This is a genomic window from Aliivibrio sp. 1S175, from assembly GCF_001690985.1.
In the GTDB taxonomy this organism is placed as follows: Bacteria; Pseudomonadota; Gammaproteobacteria; order Enterobacterales; family Vibrionaceae; genus Aliivibrio.
The window spans coordinates 556,457-579,085 of record NZ_MAJS01000079.1 but is presented as its reverse complement, the minus strand read 5'-3'; the positions used below and the strand labels follow the sequence as shown (position 1 = coordinate 579,085).

19 protein-coding genes are annotated in these 22,629 nt (G+C 40.3%); 10 read left to right on the top strand and 9 right to left on the bottom strand.

Annotated elements, in window-relative coordinates; genetic code table 11:
• Nucleotides 1-72 precede the first annotated feature (72 nt).
• Together fadJ and fadI are read right to left on the bottom strand one after the other, a co-directional pair.
• Nucleotides 73-2,172, bottom strand: a complete 2,100-nt coding sequence (gene fadJ, locus A6E06_RS17915) for a fatty acid oxidation complex subunit alpha FadJ (protein WP_065593759.1) — start codon at nt 2,170-2,172, stop codon at nt 73-75.
• Complete coding sequence (gene fadI / locus A6E06_RS17910) at nt 2,172-3,500, bottom strand: acetyl-CoA C-acyltransferase FadI (RefSeq protein ID WP_065593760.1); 1,329 nt, start codon at nt 3,498-3,500, stop codon at nt 2,172-2,174. Before fadI ends, fadJ begins: the two co-directional genes overlap by 1 nt.
• Before the next feature lie 889 nt (nt 3,501-4,389).
• Between fadI and A6E06_RS17905 the strand changes: the two genes are divergently transcribed.
• The 10 genes from A6E06_RS17905 to A6E06_RS17860 all read left to right on the top strand — a co-directional run bounded on the left by A6E06_RS17905 (nt 4,390) and on the right by A6E06_RS17860 (nt 16,729).
• Complete coding sequence (locus A6E06_RS17905; protein ID WP_065593761.1) at nt 4,390-5,616, top strand: outer membrane protein transport protein; 1,227 nt, start codon at nt 4,390-4,392, stop codon at nt 5,614-5,616.
• A 454-nt stretch (nt 5,617-6,070) separates the two neighbouring features.
• Complete coding sequence (locus A6E06_RS17900) at nt 6,071-7,384, top strand: outer membrane protein transport protein (RefSeq protein ID WP_065593762.1); 1,314 nt, start codon at nt 6,071-6,073, stop codon at nt 7,382-7,384.
• Between the two features lie 401 nt (nt 7,385-7,785).
• A complete protein-coding gene (locus A6E06_RS17895) occupies nt 7,786-9,453 on the top strand; it encodes an ABC transporter substrate-binding protein (protein ID WP_065593763.1) in 1,668 nt (555 codons plus the stop codon).
• Between the two features lie 88 nt (nt 9,454-9,541).
• On the top strand, nt 9,542-10,528 hold the full coding sequence (locus tag A6E06_RS17890; RefSeq protein ID WP_065593764.1) for an ABC transporter permease: 987 nt from the start codon (nt 9,542-9,544) through the stop codon (nt 10,526-10,528).
• A gap of 1 nt (nt 10,529) precedes the next feature.
• Complete coding sequence (locus tag A6E06_RS17885) at nt 10,530-11,552, top strand: ABC transporter permease (RefSeq protein ID WP_065593765.1); 1,023 nt, start codon at nt 10,530-10,532, stop codon at nt 11,550-11,552.
• Nucleotides 11,552-12,535 carry an ABC transporter ATP-binding protein gene (locus tag A6E06_RS17880; protein WP_065593766.1) on the top strand — a complete coding sequence of 328 codons (984 nt, stop codon included), beginning with the start codon at nt 11,552-11,554 and terminating at the stop codon, nt 12,533-12,535. The genes A6E06_RS17885 and A6E06_RS17880 overlap by 1 nt, the downstream gene beginning before the upstream one ends.
• Nucleotides 12,532-13,524, top strand: coding sequence for an ABC transporter ATP-binding protein (locus tag A6E06_RS17875; protein ID WP_065593767.1), 993 nt, complete (start codon nt 12,532-12,534; stop codon nt 13,522-13,524). The genes A6E06_RS17880 and A6E06_RS17875 overlap by 4 nt, the downstream gene beginning before the upstream one ends.
• A gap of 16 nt (nt 13,525-13,540) precedes the next feature.
• On the top strand, nt 13,541-14,914 hold the full coding sequence (locus A6E06_RS17870) for a leucyl aminopeptidase family protein (protein WP_065593768.1): 1,374 nt from the start codon (nt 13,541-13,543) through the stop codon (nt 14,912-14,914).
• Between the two features lie 36 nt (nt 14,915-14,950).
• A complete protein-coding gene (locus A6E06_RS17865) occupies nt 14,951-15,877 on the top strand; it encodes a N(4)-(beta-N-acetylglucosaminyl)-L-asparaginase (protein WP_065593769.1) in 927 nt (308 codons plus the stop codon).
• Nucleotides 15,878-16,129: 252 nt separating this feature from the next.
• A complete protein-coding gene (locus A6E06_RS17860) occupies nt 16,130-16,729 on the top strand; it encodes a DUF2238 domain-containing protein (RefSeq protein ID WP_065593770.1) in 600 nt (199 codons plus the stop codon).
• Nucleotides 16,730-16,798: 69 nt separating this feature from the next.
• Here A6E06_RS17860 and A6E06_RS17855 read toward each other — a convergent pair whose 3' ends face one another.
• From A6E06_RS17855 to ccmD, 7 genes are all read right to left on the bottom strand, one after another.
• On the bottom strand, nt 16,799-17,584 hold the full coding sequence (locus A6E06_RS17855; protein WP_065593771.1) for an MlaA family lipoprotein: 786 nt from the start codon (nt 17,582-17,584) through the stop codon (nt 16,799-16,801).
• A 107-nt stretch (nt 17,585-17,691) separates the two neighbouring features.
• A complete protein-coding gene (gene ccmI / locus A6E06_RS17850) occupies nt 17,692-18,906 on the bottom strand; it encodes a c-type cytochrome biogenesis protein CcmI (RefSeq protein WP_065593772.1) in 1,215 nt (404 codons plus the stop codon).
• On the bottom strand, nt 18,903-19,418 hold the full coding sequence (locus A6E06_RS17845) for a cytochrome c-type biogenesis protein (RefSeq protein ID WP_065593773.1): 516 nt from the start codon (nt 19,416-19,418) through the stop codon (nt 18,903-18,905). Before A6E06_RS17845 ends, ccmI begins: the two co-directional genes overlap by 4 nt.
• Nucleotides 19,418-19,969 (bottom strand): DsbE family thiol:disulfide interchange protein, encoded by a 552-nt coding sequence (locus A6E06_RS17840; protein ID WP_065593774.1) that lies wholly within the window; start codon nt 19,967-19,969, stop codon nt 19,418-19,420. Before A6E06_RS17840 ends, A6E06_RS17845 begins: the two co-directional genes overlap by 1 nt.
• A gap of 3 nt (nt 19,970-19,972) precedes the next feature.
• Nucleotides 19,973-21,931: a heme lyase CcmF/NrfE family subunit gene (locus A6E06_RS17835; RefSeq protein ID WP_065593775.1), complete on the bottom strand. Its 1,959-nt coding sequence runs from the start codon at nt 21,929-21,931 to the stop codon at nt 19,973-19,975.
• Nucleotides 21,928-22,413 carry a cytochrome c maturation protein CcmE gene (ccmE, locus tag A6E06_RS17830; protein WP_065593776.1) on the bottom strand — a complete coding sequence of 162 codons (486 nt, stop codon included), beginning with the start codon at nt 22,411-22,413 and terminating at the stop codon, nt 21,928-21,930. Before ccmE ends, A6E06_RS17835 begins: the two co-directional genes overlap by 4 nt.
• Nucleotides 22,410-22,616 (bottom strand): heme exporter protein CcmD, encoded by a 207-nt coding sequence (ccmD, locus tag A6E06_RS17825; RefSeq protein WP_065593777.1) that lies wholly within the window; start codon nt 22,614-22,616, stop codon nt 22,410-22,412. The genes ccmE and ccmD overlap by 4 nt, the downstream gene beginning before the upstream one ends.
• Nucleotides 22,617-22,629 lie beyond the last annotated feature (13 nt).

Here is a 22,629-nt window from a genome sequence, read left to right as displayed (position 1 = left end):
AACTTAAAAGCCATCATAATCCTTAAATTATGATGGCTTTTTTATGTCACTCATTAAAAATCAAGCCACTTTTTACAATGAAAAACGATCTCCGTATTTATCAGCATATTTCCGCATTAACGTCGCTAATTTTTCTTCACCTAACATTTCCATGTAAGCAAATGGCCCTCCTAAGAAAGGAGGAAAACCGATACCGAAAATTGCACCAATATTTCCATCCCTTTTAGAGCGAATAATGCCCTCATCTAAACATCGCTTTGCTTCCGCTAACATTGGCAATACACAACGCATCGCAATTTCATCTTTAGTTAGTTGCGATTGAGGTTTAATGTTTAGTAACGAATAGACTTCTTGATCGGGCTCTTTTTTCTTCCCTTTATAGACATAGAAACCACGCTTAGTTTTCTTACCTAATCGTTTATCGTCTATTAAGGTTTTAAATACATCAGGGCTACGAAATCTATCGCCTAATTCAGCTTCTAATATCGGCATGATCTTAGCACCAATATCGACCCCAACTTCGTCCAATAAGGAAATAGGACCAACAGGGAAACCAAAATCTAATAACGCTTCATCAATCACTTCGATGGGTTCACCTGCTAACAATAGTCGAGCGGCTTCATTCATATATGGCGCTAAAATTCGATTAACATAAAAACCAGCGCAATCTTTAACAACAATAGGCGTTTTACCTTGTTGCTTAGCTAAAGAAACCACGGTAGAAATCGTTTCATCACTGGTGGTTTCATGAGGGATCACTTCGACCAACGGCATTTTTTCTACCGGGCTAAAATAGTGCAGACCAATAATGTTTTCAGGCTTTTGAGCCCCTTCGGCTATTTGACCTATTGGCAGTGAAGAGGTATTCGTAGCAAAAATAACGTCTTCTTTTCCTTGTTCTTGTACTGCTTTCACCATCTCTTGTTTTAAAGTGAGATCTTCAAAAACAGCCTCAATCACAACATCTAATTTTTTAAACCCATTAAAATCCGTCACGCCCGTTAATTGCAGCATTTGTTGCTGTAATTTAGCTTTACTGATTATTCGACGTTTTCTTAATTTATCTAGACGCTGATAATGATATTGGTAAGCGTTTAGTAGCCCATCGTTACTGATGTCTTTTATCGTGACGTTCTTTTTAGCCTTAGCAATAGAGACATGAGCAATACCGCCCCCCATTAATCCACCACCTAGTACACCGACTCGATGAATAATCTTAGGTTCAGCATCACTGCCTTTTTCTTTCTTCATCTCTGTCATAGCAAAAAATAGCGATCGTAATGCGGCGGATTCTGGTGTCATGGCAAGTTTGCCGAACTGCTCGGCTTCTCGCTGTAATCCTTTTTTAATGCCTTTTTCTAATCCATGTTCAATGCTATCTAAAATCGCTGCAATGGCCGGATAGTTACCACGCGCTTTTTTCTGGGCTTGTTTTGCAGCCTGAGAAAAAATCACATTACGACCAATGGGGTTTCTTGATACTGCCCATTCTTTCGCGGCTAATTTTGTTTTTGATTTTTTCTTTAGCGCAAACTCCGCGGCAGTTCGAGATAAAATAGTTTGTGGTACTGATGCATTAACAACGCCTAGCTTTAGGGCTTTTTTAGGCCTTAATTGCTTGCCAGTCAAAATAATATCTAAGCTTGCAAGCAAACCGATTAATCGAGGCAGTCGTTGTGTTCCACCAGATCCTGGAAGTAAACCTAACTGTACTTCAGGTAAACCTAATTTGGTTTTATTGTCATCACTACAGATACGATAATCACACGCTAACGCCAACTCCAATCCACCACCTAGGCAAGGACCATGAATAGCGGCAACCGTGGCAAATGGTAGATCTTCAATTCGTTGAAACAATTGCTGGCCTTTTTCAGCCAATGCTTGAGCCTCTGCTGAACTTTGGCAATTGGCTATCATGCTGATATCTGCACCGGCAATAAAATTATCAGGCTTACCAGATTGAATAACCAAGCCTTTGATCTCTTTTTTCTGCGCTTCAATTTCATCTAATACTTGAGATACTTGCTCTGCGAACTCTGCTTTTAACGTATTCATTTTTTCATCGAGAACATTAATCGTCAGCCAGGCAATGCCATCATCATTTTTATGCCAGACAAATGCACTGGTATTTTCAACAAGCTCAATCGAGTTATTTTCTTTTTCTACGATCATTATTCAACCTCCAATACCATTGCCGCACCTAGACCACCAGCGGCACACGCTGTATTTAGCCCAAATCCACCACCACGACGTTTTAGCTCTCGTAATGTTTGAATGATCATTCTTGCTCCCGTCGCGGCAAAAGGATGACCATAAGCAATAGATCCACCAAGGACGTTGAATTTATCCATATCAATCTCACCAATGGCTTTATCACGTCCTAAACATTCTTTCGCAAATTTATTCGATGCAAACATTTTTACGTTCGATAAGGTTTGTGCTGCAAACGCTTCATGCATATCAATAAGAGTAAGGTCTGATAAGGAAATCCCCGCTTTATCGAGCGCCATTGGCGTAGCATAAGATGGCCCCATTAACATATCGTTATGAACATCTATTGCACTAAAAGCAAAAGATCGAATATAACCTAATGGCTCATAGCCTAATTCTTTCGCACGTTTTTCGCTCATCAATAATATTGCAGCACCCCCATCGGTTAATGGCGTACTGTTGGCAGCAGTCACTGAGCCGTATTTTCGATCAAAGGCAGGACGTAGCTTGGCATAGCTTGCCAGTTCAGAATCATGACGAATATTATTATCCTGATCTAGCCACATTTTATAGGGCTCAGGGAAAGCGGTCATGACCTCATCTTGTATCAATCCATCTTGCCATGCTTTAGCCGCTAACGAATGCGAACGGTGCGCTAATGCATCTTGCTCTTCACGCGTAATGCCGTGACTTTTTGCCATTTGCTCTGCGGTTTGTCCCATTGAAATTCCTGTCGAGTATTCCGCTACCGCAGGAGGAACTGGCGCAATGTCTTTCATCGATAAAGTACGAAGAAGAGAGAGCTTTTGACTCATGGTTTTTGTTTTACTGAGGGCAAGCAGAGTTGCTGCCATTTTTTTTGATACCCCAATAGGCAGAACAGAAGATGAATCAGCCCCGCCAGCAATACCGATATCAATGCTTCCCGCCATGATACTTTCAACCACGTTTGCCGTTGTTTGAAAACTGGTCGCACAGGCACGAGTTACACTATACGCATCCGTACCGATGTTCATTCCTGTACCTAAGACAATTTCACGCGCAATGTTTGGCGCTTCTGGCATTTGCACTACTTGCCCAAAGACAACTTGATCAATCAACTTAGGATCAATGTCCGTTTTATCCATTAATGCCTTAACCGCAAGCTTTCCTAAATCTACCGCAGGCGTAGAGATAAAAGCGGTTGATTGTTTAGCAAATGGGGTCCGAATACCTGAAACAACCGCAATTCGATCACCTTGTCGTGTCGTTAATGGTTGATAGGCCTTTGAAAATTTAGCGTTTGACATCGCATCTCCTTGCGTAATACCAAATCGTACTTTAAGTGGTCAGACCTGAATTGTAACTAAGTTGTTAATTATATAAAGTGGGTTATAGTAGAAATGTGAGCAAAGAATTATTAATCACTAAAAAATAATTATCTATCGATGAAAATAATGAAAAAGTGATGAAATAGAGAATGAACATAAGCTGAATAGAAAAAGCGGGGATGTAATCTGCAAACTATTTTGATAAAAAAAAACCACATCAATCGATGTGGTCAGAATAAAAAACAATTAACGATATAGCCAATTGTAAAATCAGTTTCACCTGATAAGGAGAAAGTAAAGTCAGCCTTCAAAAGGAAATGTTATCTTGCTCAACGGGTTGATTACTCAACCAGATAACGAGATCAACTATAACGCGTCTCAGAATTAATTTATTGAAATAGATCAATTTTATGTTCTTTTACTACTTATTCATCAGTCCCATCAACCAACCAGGCATTAATCACAAAATAAATACCGCTTACTACTCATTAACATTCCAACCAAAATTACGCTCAAAACCCATGATTAATCATCAATTTAACCTTATCTGAATACAATTTAGAGCTTAAGCTCTAAATTAAACAATATGATAAATATTTATTATAAAAAACAAATAGTTACACAAAATGAAAACAACAGCAATCAAATGATAAATTAGAGTTTAAGCTCTATAAATACAAGATAGCTAGTCTGTTATATACAAATCACGACCAGATCACGAATTTTAATGCTTTTTTAGCAGTGGTCGGATTTGTCGTCTATGATCTGATCGTTATTATCTCGTCATCGAGATTTCAGTCTCAACTAAAATAAATCTTTTCAGTCATAGAAATTGAAAGGAAATAACAATATATGGAATATAATAATTATGAATAAGAAACGCTTGTTTTCAAAAACACTGTTAGCAGCTACCATCACTCTTGCAACACAACAAGCTACCGCTGCCGGTTTCCAACTAAACGCACAATCAGCAACAGGCCTAGGCCGCGCATTTGCTGGTGATGCAGTAATCGCTGATAACGCATCTGTAATGTCACGTAACGCCGCCGCTATGGCTCTTTTTGATTCATCACAGTTTTCAGCTGGCTTAAACTACATTGATACTGACATCGAAGTTAGTGATATCAAATATGGCGCTCAAGACATTGATGATGCAAATAATGGCAGTGGCACACCAGTTCCTAATATTTACTATATCCATCGTTTAAATGACAAATGGGCATTCGGTGCTGGCATTTATTCCAATTTCGGTACAGAAAATAATTTTGAAAATGATTTTGGTACAAGTCATACAACAATTGGTGCAAGTGCTCTAGGTGGAACCACTGAGATTAAAAGTGTTAACTTTGCTCTAACTACATCATACCGTATTAACGAACAATGGAGCGTTGGTGGTGGGTTAGATATTATTTATGGTGCCGGCACTTTAAAACGTCAAGTATCAGTTAAAAACCCAGTCACTGGCGATATAGCAACAGCTGCAACATTAGTTGATATTGATGCTACAGGTACAGGTCTTGGATTCAATCTTGGTACTGTCTACGAATTAGATGAACGTAACCGTTTCGGTTTCTCATACCACTATAGCCCAGAAATTGAAGCGGAAGACGGCAATCAAAAAGTAACATTACCACTACCTGATATGATTGAATTCTCTGGTTACCATGAGATCAAAGACACTAAGTTTGCGGTACATTACTCTGTTCAATACATTGGTTGGAGTGATTTCGATCAAATCAAATTCACCAATAACCCAAGTGGCTTAAGTGAAAGTACATATGACTGGCAGAATGGCATGCACTACGCGATTGGTGGTACATACTTCTTAAATGATGCATGGACATTACGTGCAGGTTACATGTACGACACAGCAGCTCAAGACGAATTAACATCGATTTCTGTACCTGATTCAGATCGTCAGTGGTTCTCTGCTGGTTTCAGCTACCACTTTGAGAAAAAACACACGGTTGATTTCGGCTTCACTTACCTAATGGGTGATGATGTTAAAGTTGAAGAATCATCGCTTCAAACCCTAACAGCAACTACACACGCAGATGCAATTCTTGCAGGTGTTCAGTACAGCTACAGCTTCTAAGATTTACTCTTAAAAGTGTAAATACAAAAAGGTCAGCATACGCTGGCCTTTTTTGATCTTTAAGAAACAGTCTTTAGAACGCTTCGCTTCGAGGGACTAGAGATTAGGGACGAGTAAGAGCTAAAAGCCCAAAGCAATCCCCCTGAACCCTGCAAGCGAAGCGATCTGAACCCTGCTCTTCCTAGCCCCTAAAAACTAGTCCTGCTTCCACCACAATTTCAGCGTACACATATACCCTCAATTAAAATTCAAACCTACAGCTGTGCGCCCAATTAACACATCCGACCAGATGAGTACAGAAATATCACCTAAAAATGACCTTTTTTTCAGAAAAAAGCACTTAAAACTCGAATAAATCAATTTTTTGTTTGAAGTTTTTACTCTAAAACGTATTATCCACTCCTACTTATTACCACCAATTTCAGCGTACACTTGTACCAATATGGAAAATTCAATGAACAATAATAAAAATCGCCTATCTCTTGCCATCGCACTTGGTCTATTAGGCTCAGTAGCAAGCACAAATTCTATGGCAGCAGGCTTCCAATTGGCAGAGTACTCAGCAACAGGTTTAGGCCGCGCATACGCAGGTGAAGCTGCTATCGCTGATGGTGCTGACGCACAATGGCGCAACGTGGCAATGCTAACGTACTTAGAAGGGACTCAAGTTTCGGTTGGTGGTATTTATGTAAATCCAAACATTGATGTTGAGGGTAATGTTGATGGTTCAAAATCACTGAACCCATCAATAGGCAACAATCATGCTAGCTCTGAAGATTTTGCTGATGCCGCTTTCATTCCTAACCTTTACGTTTCTCACCGAGTAAACCAACAACTAGCAATTGGTTTTGCGGTTGGTACTAACTACGGTATGGAAACTAATTTAGGCTCTGATTTTAATGCCTCTCATTTTGGTAATGAAGCAAGCGTATTAACTAAAGAAATCAACGTAAACATGGCTTACCAAATCAACAACCAATTCAGTGTTGGTGGCGGTATTCGTTACGTGATGGGTGAAGGTAGCTTTGGTGCAACAATGCCAACCAATAATGTTCTTAATGCTCCACAAGGAACAACTCTTAAATACATGGAAGGTACTGATGAAACTTGGGGTTGGCAAGTTGGTACAGCTTGGCAACTGAATGAAACAAACCGTATCGGTTTTAGCTATAAATCAGAAGTTAAACTAGACCTAACTGGCCATGCTGAAGGTATGGGTTTTGGCTTAATGGCCCCTGGAATGAGAAAGAGCGGTTCAATGGAATTAGTTATGCCTGCAACTGCAGAATTAGCTAGTTATCACCAATTAACAGATAAAATGGCAGTACACGCCAGCTTTAACTGGACCGATTGGAGTGCTTTTGAAAAGCTAGAAGCTGAATTCAATGATGGTACAAGTAGCATGGTTAAGGAAGAGCACTGGGAAGATAACTACCGTCTTGCTGTTGGTGGTACTTACCAATTAAATCAAAAATTAACTCTTCGCTCAGGTGTTGCTTACGATACATCAGCTGTTAGCGATAAAAACCGTACAATTACCATTCCTGAAACAGACCGTTTATGGTTAAGTATTGGTGCTGGTTACGATTGGTCTAAAAATCTAAGCTTAGATGCAGGTTTTACTTACATCATTGCTAAAGATGCACCAATCACAGAATCACGCGGCTATGAATCAGATGATGCTGCACAAGCTGTTGGCGGTGAATTCACTGGCGAAACCACTGGTAATGTATGGCTAGTTGGTGTTCAAGCGAACTACCGTTTCTAATAACACCATAAATACACAAAAATGGCGCTCATCTTAAGGTGAGCGCCATTTTTTTATCCAAAAAAACAACACTTAATTTCACCACCTCTTATTGACTAAAATATAAACAACTCGCCCATTTTTTAAGCATGTCACAAATTATTCTCTTGGGTACGGATATCCAGTAAATATGCCTTTTATCCACTCTTAATTAAATCTAATGCAGACTACACTGTTCTTTCATTACAGCATGCCACCAAACAAATAAACAATAAATACCTTTTATTTTCAATACTTTAAAAAACCACCAAATTAAAAATACATTATTTATTTTCAACAAATACAACGACGAACCCACCTCTTCATAGGAGTTAATTTTATGACAGTGGTTTATTGCATTAATCATTAAGTAAGGAAGCTTTATGTCTTTAAAAGCCAAGTCATCTCGACTCGCGTTAGTAATACTCGCTGCATTATCTTCTCAAGGTGCGTTCGCAGAAGAAAAAAATCAGCTCACTATTGTCTCTGATTTCTATCCTGTACTTATTCGTAACTTTAACCCGTATTTATCAACAAATTTACGTACAACAACCGATTTTGTTTATGAACCTTTGGTTATTTTTAATCAAATGCATGGCAATAAACCCGTTATGCGTCTGGCAAAAAATTACTATATGTCTGAAGACCTAACTCAGGTTACTTACGAAATACGTGACGGTGTAAAGTGGTCAGACGGAAAACCGTTCACTGCTGCAGATGTTGTTTATTCTTTTGAGTTAATCAAAGCAAAACCAGAATTAGATCCCCGTGGTATTAACCGTTGGCTTAAAAACGTTCGCCAAGAAGGCAATAACGTTATTTTTGATTTAACCGAAGCTCACTCAAATTTACCCTATGAAATAGCCAATATTCCCGTCGTTCCTAAACATATTTGGAAAGACATTAAAAATCCTGAAAGTTTCACCAATGAAAACCCTGTCGGCTCAGGTCCTTTTACTGAAATAGATACGTTTACTCCTCAACTTTATGTTCAATGCCGAAACCCACACTATTGGGATAATGATAATTTAGAAGTGGACTGTTTACGCGTGCCACAAATTGCAAATAATGACCAACTACTAAGTCGCATTATTAAATCAGAACTTGATTGGTCTGCTGCCTTTATCCCTGATATTGATAGCACTTATGTCGCTAGAAATAAGCACCATAAATATTGGTACCCTGCTGCTAGTGCACAAGCATTTATGCTCAACTTTAAATCTCCAAAACCGGGGAACCATGAAGCGATTAATAACGTCGATTTCCGTCGTGCTTTCTCAATGTCTATCGATAGACAAAAAATCATTGATATCGCCTTCTATGGTAATGGCGTTGTGAATGATTACGCATCAGGCCTTGGTGAGGTATTTAAGTTCTGGGCAGATAAAGACATTTATCATAAATACAGAAGCTACAACACCTACAATGTTGCGGGCGCAAAGGCATTGCTTGATGAATCTGGATTTAAGGATATTGATGGCGATGGATTCGTTGAATCACCAACCGGAAAATCTATTTTGCTTGAAGTTCAATCTCCTAACGGTTGGACTGATTTCAATAACACCGTACAACTTGGTGTAGAGCAACTTCGCGCTGCCGGAATTAATGCAACCGCTCGTACCGCTGACTTTGCTGTGTATAACAAAGCGATGGTATCAGGGACTTATGACGTTGCTTACACCAATTACTTTAACGGTGCCGACCCACACCCTTACTGGAACAGTGCTTATCACTCACGTAATCAAGCTGGCGGAAACATGCCACGCTTTGCGATGCATTTCTTCAAAGATACTCAATTAGATACGCTGTTAGATAAGTTCTACAAAACAGCAAGTATTGAAGAGCAACAAAATATTGCTCATCAAATTCAACAAATTATTGCTGAAAATCAAGTGACGGTTCCTGTTATGTCAGGCGTAGATGTTTATCAATTTAATGAAAGTCGTTTTACTGGATGGTGGAATGCAGAGAATCCAAAAGGTCGACCACTATCATGGGCAGGTGTTCCTGAACGTTTACTTCATGTTCTTGACTTAAAACCTAGAACATAAATCAAATAACAGCGTTCAAAAACACTAAGCAGCATGGATAGTTCACTATTTCATGCTGCTCTCAAGTTTATTTTAATAGGAATAGGTTATGAGCTTTTTCATTCGTCGACTCTTCTTCTACTTTTTAGCCCTAATTTTTGCTGCAACATTAAACTTTATTTTGCCTCGAGCGATGCCGGGGGATCCTGTCACCATGATGTTTGCTAACGCCATGACTTATGTCAGTCCTGAACGTATTGATGCAATGAGAAAATTATTAGGCTTCGTCGATGCTCCTTTATATGAACAATACTTTACTTACTTGTCTAATATTTTCACTTGGAACTGGGGTACCTCCATTAAATTCTACCCAATATCCGTAACGGATTTACTGGGTGGAGCCATTGGTTGGTCACTATTTTTAACTGGAACTGCCGTTATTCTTTCATTCTGCATTGGTTCTATTCTTGGTATTTTTGCTGCTTGGCGACGCGGTAGCCGTTACGACACAATAGTTTCGCCAGCGATGCTTGTAGTGCAGTCCATTCCATCCGTGGTGGTTGCCATGTTGGTCATGTTTATCTTTGCGGTTGGTTTAGAGTGGTTCCCTTCGGGTAATGCTTATACTTCTGGCGATACTCCTGACTGGTCTAGTTGGGCATTTTATAAAGATGTACTTTACCACGCAGCTCTTCCTCTTTTTTGTGCCACCATCACTCAAATTGGTGGGTTCTTAATCAGCATGCGTAACAACATGATAAACCTTCTTAATGAAGACTTTATTACCATGGCAAAAGCCAAAGGTCTGACTGAGAATCGCGTTGTTTTCAATTACGCAGCACGTAATGCCATGCTACCAAGTGTTACTGCATTATCGATGGCACTTGGTACCGCAATCAGTGGTCAATTAATTATTGAAATGATCTTTAACTACCCAGGATTAGGCACCGTTTTATTAAATGCAATTCATGCCCGAGACTACCAAGTATTACAAGGGCAATTGCTTCTTATGACTCTATTCATGTTGTTCTTTAATTTTATGGCCGACATCTTCATTGTCTTTTTAGACCCTCGTTTACGTAATGGAGAAAAATAAAATGAAATCTTTATTTGCATTACTTACCCGCAATCCTAAAGCTCTGTTTGGACTCTGTATTTTATTGGCCTTTGTTTTTATCGCGATTTTCGCGCCACTATTAACAAAGCATGCACCGGATGTTGGGACGGGAAATCCACATGAATACCCTTCTTTTGTTGTAAAAGCGGCACAAAACAATCCAGATGGTTGGATTGCAACACACCTTGCAACCAACAAACGTACCTTAATGATGTCAGAAAAAGCGGATCACGTATTAGGCACTTCTCGTATGGGCCGTGATATTTGGTCTCAGTTTGTTTATGGCACTCGCACCTCTTTGGCTGTTGGCTTTGGTGCGGGGATCTTAGTGTGTCTTTTGGCGACATTTATTGGGGTGTCTGCGGGGTATTTTGGGGGGCGCGTCGATGAAGTTCTAACCGCAGCGATGAATATTATGCTTGTGGTTCCTCAGCTTCCTTTACTGTTTATTATTGCCGCTTTTATTGGGCAAGCTGGCCCAACAACCATTGCCATTGTTATTGCAATTACCTCCTGGGCATGGGGAGCTCGAGTCGTAAGAGCGCAAACTTTATCTCTACGTGAAAAGGAATTCATTCGTGCGGCTGAACTATTAGGTGAGTCTTCTTGGCGCATCATTTCTGTCGAAATCTTACCGAACTTAATTTCAATTGTAGGGGCCAGTTTTATTGGCTGTGTATTACTCGCCATCATGACCGAAGCCAGCTTATCTTTCCTTGGATTAGGTGACCCTAATGCCATTAGTTGGGGCGTAATGCTATATAACGTACAAACCTCTTCTTCTATGCTGATCGGCGCATGGTGGGAAATTTTAACGCCATGTTTGGCTCTTATCTTCATTGCTCTTGGTTTATCTTTATTAAACTTTGCGGTTGATGAAATCGCAAACCCTCAACTTAGATCTCACAAAGGAATGCGTCGTTGGGAAAAAGCGGTAAACCAAGCTCATTCAGCAGCCCCTGAAACTGCTTTTCCACCGCATATTGAGAGAGGAATACAATAATGACTGACCCACAAATTTCTATCCGCAATCTATGTGTGGATTACATTACTGAATCAGGTGATGTACGCGCTGTAAACAATGTGAGTTTTGACATCGGTAAAGGTGAAGTCTTTGGTTTGGCGGGTGAATCAGGATGTGGTAAATCAACCATTGCATTCTCTTTAATGCGCCTGCATAAACCGCCTGCATTCATTACTGGTGGTGAGGTTATATTTGATGGACAAGACATTTTAAAATACAGCGATCCTCAAATGCAGACTTTCCGCTGGAGTAAAATGTCCATGGTATTCCAAAGTGCCATGAACGCATTGAATCCTGTGCTTCCTATGGAAGAGCAGTTCTGTGATGTGATCATGCGCCACACCACCATGACCCGCGAGCAAGCGGTTGTTCGTGCTCAAGGTTTATTAGAAATCGTTGATATTCACCCGAGTCGTTTAAGCGATTACCCTCACCAGTTCTCTGGTGGTATGCGTCAACGCTTGGTTATTGCTATTGCATTGGCGCTAAATCCTAAAATGATCATCATGGATGAACCAACAACCGCACTGGATGTTGTTGTTCAACGTGAAATTTTACAGAAGATTTATGCGCTTAAAGAAGAGTTTGGTTTTTCCATTCTCTTCATTACGCACGATTTATCATTAATGGTTGAGTTCTCAGATCGCATAGGGATCATGTATTCAGGTGAATTGATTGAAGTGGCTTCGTCAAAAGAGATCCTTACCTCACCTTACCATCCATATACGAAAGGATTGGGGAGTTCATTCCCACCGTTAACGGGACCAAAAACCAAATTAACAGGGATCCCTGGGAACCCTCTTAATTTATTAGAAATCCCACAAGGTTGTCGCTTTCAATCTCGTTGTACCAAAACTCAAGATATATGTTTTAAACAAGCGACACAGATATGTGAAATTGAAGCTGGCCACTTTTCAAATTGTCACTTATATACTCAACCTCAGTATTCGGAATCATTATGAGCAACAAACTTGGCACACTATTGATTGAAGGTAAAAATCTCGTTAAAGATTTCCCTGTTAGCAGTCACACACTTAAAAATCCAATGATGCGTGCAATCAACGACGTGTCATTCAAAATGTACAAGAGTCGTGGTCTTGCTGTTGTTGGTGAATCAGGTTCTGGCAAGTCCACCACAGCAAAAATGATCGCAAAAATGTACGCACCAACAGACGGCCTTATCCAATACAAAGGCCGTGATATTCAAGAGATCGTTAAGAAAAATGATCTCATGAAATATCGTGAAGGCGTGCAAATGGTATGGCAAGACCCATTCGGCTCTTTGAACCCAACTCATAATATTTTTCATCATATTGCCCGACCACTTATTATTCATAAGAAAGTGACTCCGGGTAATCAAAAAGAACTAGAGGATCGTGTTCATGATCTTCTAGAACAAGTGGGCTTAATCCCACCAAAAGAGACCGCGGCTAAATTTCCCCACCAACTCTCAGGTGGCCAACGTCAACGTGTCAATTTAGCTCGTAATATCGCAGTTGGTGCAGAGGTGGTATTGGCTGATGAACCCACATCAATGTTGGATGTGTCTATCCGAGCTGGTGTTCTTAACCTAATGGAAGAGATGAAGTTTGAGAAAGAAATGTCTCTACTTTACATCACTCACGACATAGCGACTGCTCGTTATATCGCAGAAGACCTCGCCGTTATGTATGTAGGACACATGGTTGAATGGGGCGATACAGACGATATTATTCATGATCCTCAGCACCCATATACTCAATTATTAGTTTCAGCAGTACCCGATCCAAGTAAATCGATTCATACCAAACTGAAAGGCAATAAAGGGGAAATACCACTTTGGACACCAGAATCAGTAGGTTGTCCATTTGCCGGTCGTTGTACTCACGTAACAGAAAAATGTAAAGAACGTATGCCTGGCGTAACGACACTGTCAGACAATCATTTTGTACGTTGTTATTTATACGAATAATTAAAAAGGATTTTCCATGCAACATTTTACATTCACACGCACGACTGATTCTGAACATCGCATTGTTAAAAACATACAGATAAATTGTGGTTCAACTAAAGATCTTGAAATTGACCGTGATACTTTAGAGTGCGATGGACTCATTACTCTAAGTACGTACACCATTGCTAACATTCAAGATATCGGGCACCTTATTGCGACGACATTTAAAACGGCAACAGAATTAAATCTCTTCTTAAATGACGATGTGTCATCTCTGTTCCAATCCGAGATTTGGATGAAATGGCTTTCTTTTGGCTTATCACTTTCGGTTTATCGCTATAAGCACAATAACAGTCCAAAATTAGCTCCTACATTGGCTATATTTGCGTTGAATAGTTCATCATCTTCACTTTTATCTGCTTTTTCACAAGGTCAATCTTTAGCAAAAAGCCAATTAATCTCACGCGAGTTAATGAATAAACCGGGGAATGTCCTTTACCCTGAAAGTTTTGTTCACGCTGTTGAAGATCTTGCCATTAATAATGTTTCTCTTTCCTCTCTTTCTGGGGAAGACATGTTAACCCAAGGTTTTGGCGGCTTAATGGGGATAGCTCAAGGCAGTGATAAAGACGCTCGACTTTTATGCTTGGATTATCATCCTAAAGACCCCCTATCAACGGTAGTTCTTGTCGGTAAAGGGGTTACGTTTGATTCTGGTGGTATCAGTATTAAGCAACCTCGCTATATGAGTACGATGAAAGTAGATATGGGTGGTGCAGCTGCGGTTGTGGGTGCCCTTAATGCCATTGCTGAACAAAAGCTACCAATAAGAGTGATTGGTTTGTGTGGTTTAGTTGAAAATATGCCTTCAGGCAATGCCGTTAAACCTGGCGATGTCGTAACTATGCTTTCAAACACCAGTGTTGAGATTATTACTACAGATGCAGAAGGTCGTATGGTGTTAGCTGATGTTCTTCATTATGCACAAGACACTTACAATCCAGACTATCTTATTGATATTGCAACCTTAACTGGTGCAACCGGAATTGCATTAGGCAAAGAATATGCGTCATTAATGGGAAATGATGACTCATTAATGACTATCGCCAAAGAAGCCGGAAAATCATGTGCTGAAGCGTTATGGCAAATGCCAACCGGTGGATTATATGAAGTTGCATTAAAAAGTGATTTTGCAGATTTACGTCATGGTAGCGAAGAGCCCGATGGCAGCGCTTGTGTGGCAGCAACGTTCTTAGAGCACTTTGTCGCACCGACGCAAAAATGGATTCATATTGATTCAGCGTCTATGTCATTAGGGATGACTCACCGTCATATTCACCCTTGTGCAACCAGTGGATTTGGAGTGCTGTTACTTTCTCAAATTTGTCAGCATATTGCTCAACAATAATTCTCTTTATCATAAATATAATAAGGTATTCACTATATGATCTTACTCGCTAACTCCGAAGCATTCCCTGGAATTGAAGAATCAGCTCGCCGTCTACAAGCACAAGAAGATGGCTTATTATCGCTGATTGAAGGCATTAAAATTGTAGAGTTAGACCCTAGAGTTCGTACTGTAGGTTACGGTGGTTGGCCTAATGTACTTGGGGAAATGGAATTAGACGCCTCTGTTATGGATGGTGACAGTTTACGAACGGGTGCTGTTGGTGCGTTGAAAGGGTATATGCATCCTGTTGATGTTGCTTACCAAGTAATGCAAAAGCTAAATCATGAAATTTTGGTTGGTGAAGGTGCGGCTATTTTTGCGAATGAAGTAAATGCCGTTGCCGGTGACAACTTAATTGAAGATTCTAAGCAAGTATGGTGGGAAAAACTCGCACTTGCCATGACAGAAGAAGAGCAAAAAGCGTTCCCTAACGTCCCTTTAGCACCACTATCTAATAATGCTACCGACCCTGAACGTGTTCGTGATACGACGGTATTTTTATCATCGGATCATCAAAGTAAAATCAGTGCGGCAACATCAACTTCTGGTTGGGCTTGGAAATACCCAGGACGTTTAGGTGATAGCCCAATTATTGGCGCAGGATCTTACGCGGATAGCCGTTATGGGGCTTGTGCTTGTACTCATACTGGTGAAATGAGCATCCGTTGCGCTACTGCTCACTCTGTTATCCTGTATATGAAAATGGGAATGTCATTAGACGAAGCGGTGTATGAAGCGATTAATGATCTAACTTACCTCAAAGATGGCTACACCGAAGGGGTTACCATTCATGCGATTGATAATAAAGGCAATCATAAGGTAGTCAGCTTAAATTGCCCGGGAAATATCACTTATTGGTTCTGGGAATCAGGCATGGATAAACCTGAAGAACGCCAAGCCGAAGTTATTATGACAAAATAAAATCGAATTATACGCTGCTATTTTACAAAGCCAGAGAGATCATCTCTGGCTTTTCTTATGTGACCACACTTGAATTGCTCGATTAAAATATCATGTAACGGCGTTAAACGTTTTTACTGTGTTTTTTACATGATAAGATCTAATATAAATCTAACTAAGTATTTATCCATTCTTACTTATTAAGACCATCGGTTTTCATATTTACTCTGAAATACCTACCACGTTTTACTGAGCTTATCTAAGGGACTTACTATGTTTTCATCACTTAGAACACAACCTTTCCTCGCGACTCTCACTTCACTGTATTCGTGTGTTTTCCTTTTCTCTGCTTTTAGCCCTGTATCAAGAGCCGTTTGGATTGCAGAAATCTTACCTGCATTATTTATTCTAGCCGGTATTTTATATATGAGTACACGTTTTAAGTTTAGTAAAACGGCGTATGCATTAATGTTTATCTGGCTAATTTTACATACCATTGGATCTAAATATACGTTTGCCGATGTACCTTTTGATTGGTTTAATGACTTAATTGGATCTGAGCGTAATAATTTTGATCGCGTCGCTCATTTCTCTATTGGCTTTTATGCTTACCCTATTGCGGAATATCTAATTAAAACCAAGAAGTGCTCTGCTCCACTCGCAATGGCATTTGGTTTGTTTACCCTAATGAGTGTGGCTGCCGGCTATGAAATCATTGAATGGTGGTATGCGGCAGTTGCTGGTGGTGAAGAAGGCATTGCCTTTTTAGGCTCACAAGGGGATATTTGGGATGCTCAAAAAGATATGTTGTGTGATACCTCAGGGGCGTTAGTCGCTTTACTATTGATGGTAACCCAACGTAAAAGTAACTAGTTTCAGGTTTCAGGTTTCAGGTTTCAGGTTTCAGGAGAATAGTCACTCCTGAAACCTGAAAATATCATATTATTCGTCTATTTCATCGAGATAATCATCAAGATTATCTTCAGCATCTAAGTCCACTTCTGGTTCAACTTCTGCTTTAAAATCTTGGCGTTGTAAATACACATCACGCGTTAATACGTATGGATCAGGTGATGCTTCTAACATAGGTTCTTGCGAGATAAGCTGAACGCGAGATTCCATGCCCTCTAAACCCCACTTCCCTAAACCTTGCCAAAAGTTTAAATAAGATAACGGCATGTAAAGCCCATCAACAAAGTCCCCTGCTTCACGCAATGTCCATGGTCCATATCCAGGTAACATAAAGTAAGGCCCATTACCGACGCCATAATGACCAAGTGCATCACCAAAAGATTTACTGTCTGGTTTATTGATGTCCGCCGCACTAGCAATATCAATTAAACCGACTAAACCTAGCGTTGTGTTTAACCAAAAGCGATTAAAATGCACCAATGCGACTTCACCATTACCCATCAACAGATTATTTATCATGCTTGATGGTTCATCTAAATTAGCTAAGAAATTGGCGATACCCATCCGAACCGGCGTGGGTGTGTAATCGACATAAGTAACAGAAACTGGACGCACTAAATAGGGGTCTAATATATCGTAGTTAAGATCCCACATGGTACGGTTAAATCCCTCTAAGGGATCCCCATGATGAGAGTCATCATATTCAACCACTACGACTTCGGTTGTTTCTAATTCATCATTGTCTTGCTTTGGGGTTTGAGAACACCCTGCAATAAAAAACAATAATGAACAAGATATCCATATTCTTTTAAGCACAATACACCTTGCCTAGCTTTTATTAATATTATTATAGTTTATATGTAAAAAAACGGGCAGAAGCTAAATGCTCCTACCCGCCGTAGTATGCCACTTGTTAAGAGATATTAGTATTGCTTATCAATCTCAACAGATACATTTTTACCTAATGTACTTACTGTGCTTTCACCATACCAATCGCCCTCTTTAGTCGATACATTACCATCTTGATCGATACGAGCTCGAACAATAAAGTTAGGCATATCAGACAATTTACGCTGCTCAATCATATTGTTGTCATCTGACATCATGATTTTAAGCGGGAAACGACTTAATGGGATACGAGCTGCGGCTACAGGCATTGCTGACCCATCAGCAGGATGGATGGATACAATCACAACACCTTGCGAAGGTAGCGTTACATTGCTGCCTAGGTTAATCGTAATCGGTACTTGCTTATCTAGGCTCGCTTCTGGGTTAATCTTAGATTGAGCACGCTCAATACTACGAGTCAACATTTCATAGCGAGAATCATCAGGACCAATCAGCATTTGCATTGCTTTCCATGCTGAAACGGCACCTTTATAATCTTGACGCTCAAACGAGCTGAACGCTAATAACGATAATGCACGTAAGTTGGTTGAGTCACTACGAAGTACTTGTTTTAGCATTTTCTTAGCTTGTTCTGCTTTTGCATCATCACCCGAAAGCATTAACGCTTGAGCATAACCCAATTTAATCTCAACGTTTGTTGGTTCTAGTGCATACGCTTTTTTCATCGCACCTACCGACGTATCGATATCTCGATTTGACATACCAATACGACCCAATAGGAACCAACCCATCGCGTCTTTTGGTTCATTATGTAATTTAGTACGTAATGCCAATGTTAGGTTTGTCATTTCTGAATCGCTAAGAGAAACGCCTTCAGGGTTCATTAATTGCTTAGACAGTTCAGGTAAGCGTGCACTTACTTCTTGCCATTTTTCAATCTTATCGATATTGCCAAACTTAAAGTATAAACCGTAAGTAATTACAATAAAGATAATGACAGAAGGCAGGATAAACAATCGTGCATTTAGGTTATCTTGCTGTGCTTTTTCTTTCGCTGGAATGTCATCAAGCAATGATTGTTTTAGCTCTGTAATTAACTCATCTTGGTTATTTACTAGGCCTTCGGCATCTTCTTCTTTCAGTTCAGCTAAGCGATCTTTATAGAACGCTTTGTTCAATTCATCTCGGCGGGCTTCATCATCTTGCTCTCTTGCTTTCCATAAAGGAAGAACGATAAATACCACACCAACAAAAATTAGGGCTAAGGTCGAAATCCAAAACAAAGTCATTTGTTTACCTTCCCATCTTCATTGTTATTCTCATCTAATAGTGCGTTCAAACGTTCTTCATGTTCGTTATCCCACTCTTCTGAATTCGCTTCTATCACGGTTTTACTCTTTCGGCTACGAAGAACAATAAAACCAAAACCAAACACAAGTACACCTAATGGCCCTAACCATAAAATTAATGTACCTGCGGTTAATGGCGGATCGTAAGTTACGAAATTTCCGTAACGATCAATCATATAAGCAACGATTTGTTCGTCTGTTTTTCCAGCTTTCGTCATTTCATACACTTTATGGCGCATGTCTTGAGCAAGCTCAGCACTTGAATCAGCAATGTTATTGTTCTGACACTTAGGACAACGCAGTGTTTGTCCTAGTTCTTTAAATTGCTGTTCTTGTTCTGGTGAATCAAACTTATATAGGTCAATCGTTGCATAACTTGCTTGCACCGCAAAGAAACTCAATGCGATGGCAGCAAAACTACGAAGACCCCATTTACGTAAGCTATTGTTCATTATTTAGCCTCCGCAACAAGTTGATCGTACATTGGTTTTAATACTTCATTCCAATTGCGATCATTCACATCACCAACGTGACGGTAACGAACAATACCATTGCTGTCGATTAAGAAGGTTTCAGGTGCGCCGTACACACCCAAATCCATACCTAGCATACCATCACCATCAAATAGAGTGATTAGATACGGGTTACCAAGCTCTCTCAACCATTGAACCGCACCCGCTCTCTCATCTTTGTAGTTCATACCGATGATCTTAACGCCCTGAGTTGCAAGGGTATTTAGGTATTGGTGTTCTGCATAACACGTTGGACACCACGTCGCCCATACGTTTAATAGTAAAGGTTCACCCTTAAAGATGTTTTGGTCATACAATTTACCTTCTTCCGCCAAATCTTCTAAGCGAAATTCTGGTACGTGCTTACCAACTAACACTGACTCGAGTTTGGTTGGATCATCACCATTTGAGTTACGTGTTAACTGAGTAGCAAACACGGCAACTAAAATTAAAAACAGAGCTAGAGGTGCAAATAAAAAGTTCTTATTCATGATTTAAGCTTCCTGTTTTTTTGCTGTTTTACGGAAACGGTAGCGCTTATCAGATAACGCTAATATGCCACCAATCGCCATAAATAATGTACCAGCCCAGATCCAACGTACGAATGGTTTGTAGTAAATACGTACAGCCCATGAACGGTTATCATCCAAACGCTCACCCATTGCGATGTATAGGTCACGAGTAAAACCACGATCAATTGCTGCTTCTGTCATCATAGAACCTGAGGTTTCATAAAAACGCTTTTCAGCATGAAGGGTATTAATCGCCTTACCATCAAGAGTGATATCAAAATCAGCGGTATAACCGTCATAGTTAGGACCGTCAGTATCACGCACACCAGCAAAGTAGAACTGGTATCCGTTCATTTCAATATGCTCACCAGGTGCTAAACGTACATCTTTTTCAATGCTGTAGTTTTGTACCATTGCAATACCGATAATACTTACGGCTAGACCAATGTGTGCAAACATCATTGCCCAATGACTACGACCTAATTTAGTTAAACCAACAAAGAACGTATGACGGTGAGTTGCACGTTCATGCAGTTCAAAACCGTGTAAGATCACAATCCAAATAGACATCATCCAACCAAGGTATGGCATGAATTGGAATCTATCTGCAAAAATAACCATAAAGACAGCAGCGAGAGGAACTGTGATAGCGCCTGTAATTACCATGCGTTTTGCTAAATGACCTAAGTTGTCACGTTTCCAGCGGATCAGTGGACCAATCCCCATTAAGAAAGCAAATGGGATCATCAACCACGCAAACAACATATCAAAGAAGGGTGCACCAATAGATACAGAACCTAAACCAAGTTGTTTATGAACTAACGGCAGTAACGTACCAACAAGAACCACCACTAATGCGGTCATCAATAACGTGTTGTTTGCTAATAAGGCATTTTCACGAGAGAACAGTGAGAAATTACCACGAGCTCGTATTGACGCTCCTCTCAATGCAAACAATAGCAGTGAACCACCGATTACCATGACTAGGAAACCAAGAATGAACATGCCTCGCGATGGATCAGAAGCAAAGGCGTGAACCGATACTAAGATGCCTGAACGAACAAGGAAAGTGCCTAATAAACTTAATGAGAACGCTAAGATCGCAAGTAACACTGTCCACGCTTTAAACGTACCACGCTTCTCTGTTACCGCTAATGAGTGCATTAATGCAGTACCAGCAAGCCAAGGCATGAATGATGCATTTTCTACTGGATCCCAGAACCACCAGCCACCCCAGCCAAGTTCATAATATGCCCACCACGAACCTAGAGAGATACCTACCGTTAGGAATGACCATGCTGCGATTGTCCAAGGACGAGACCAACGAGCCCAAGCCGTATCTAAACGACCTGCCATTAAAGACGCGATTGCAAAAGAGAACGCAACAGAGAAACCTACATAACCCATGTATAGCATTGGTGGGTGAATGATTAGACCCGGATCTTGTAGAAGCGGATTTAAGTCACGACCATCAATTGGGAAGAATGGCAGAGTACGTAAGAATGGATTTGATGTAAGGATAATGAACAGTAAGAAACCGACGTTAATCCACCCCATTACCGCTAATACACGAGCAACAGATTCTTGTGGCATCCCACGGCTAAAGGTAGCAACGGCTACAGTCCAACCTGCTTGGATAAGAACCCAAAGCAATAATGACCCTTCGTGAGCACCCCAAACTGCCGTTAAACGGTAGTACCAAGGAAGTAAGCTGTTTGAGTTACTTGCTACGTATTGCAGGGTAAAATCATTAATGTAGAACGCCCACATTAAGATCCCAAATGATAAGCCAAGGAGTAAGAACATACCCCACGACAATGGTCTTGCACTTTGCATTAATGCTTTATTGCCACGGCTTACACCGTATATTGGCAATATACTCAATAGGATGGAAAGTCCTAAAGAAGCAATTAAGGCAAAATGACCGAGTTCTGCGATCATTGACCTGTTCCTTGTTTTTGTTGATCTGTGTATTGAAGTGGCTCATGCGTTTTCTTCATTGCTTCTGCAACTTCAGGCGGCATGTACTCTTCATCATGTTTTGCCAGTACTTCATGAGCCTTAACTGTGGTTGCATCGACAAGAACACCTTGCGCTACAATACCTTGCCCTTCACGGAATAAATCAGGAAGAATACCGCTATAAGTAACCGTAACTTCTGGACCAATATCGGCAACTTTAAATGAAACTTCTAACGATTCGCTGTCACGCTTTACAGTACCAGCGACAACCATCCCACCAATACGAAGACGTTGACCAACCTCAGGTTTAGTGCCATCAGGTTTACCGTTAACGAGTTCCGTTGGGGTATAGAATAAATCCATATTTTGATTCAATGCATAAATCATCAAGCCAACCGTTGCACTGACCCCAAAGAATAGAGCAAGGATCAATCCTAGGCGTTTTTTACGTCTTGGATTCATAGTGTGTTCTCCATAGTTTTTGCTTTTTTAATTCGTTCTTCTCGTGCCATTTTCTGTTCAATTTCTTTTAGCAATTGGCGACGCTTGCCTAAGCTAGAAAATAAAATCCAGAATAATGAGAGAAAAGTGGCACCAAATGCGCCCCATACATACACGGCATAACCGCCCATGGCTAAAAAATCACTGAATGTATCAAAATGCATGACAATAATTCCT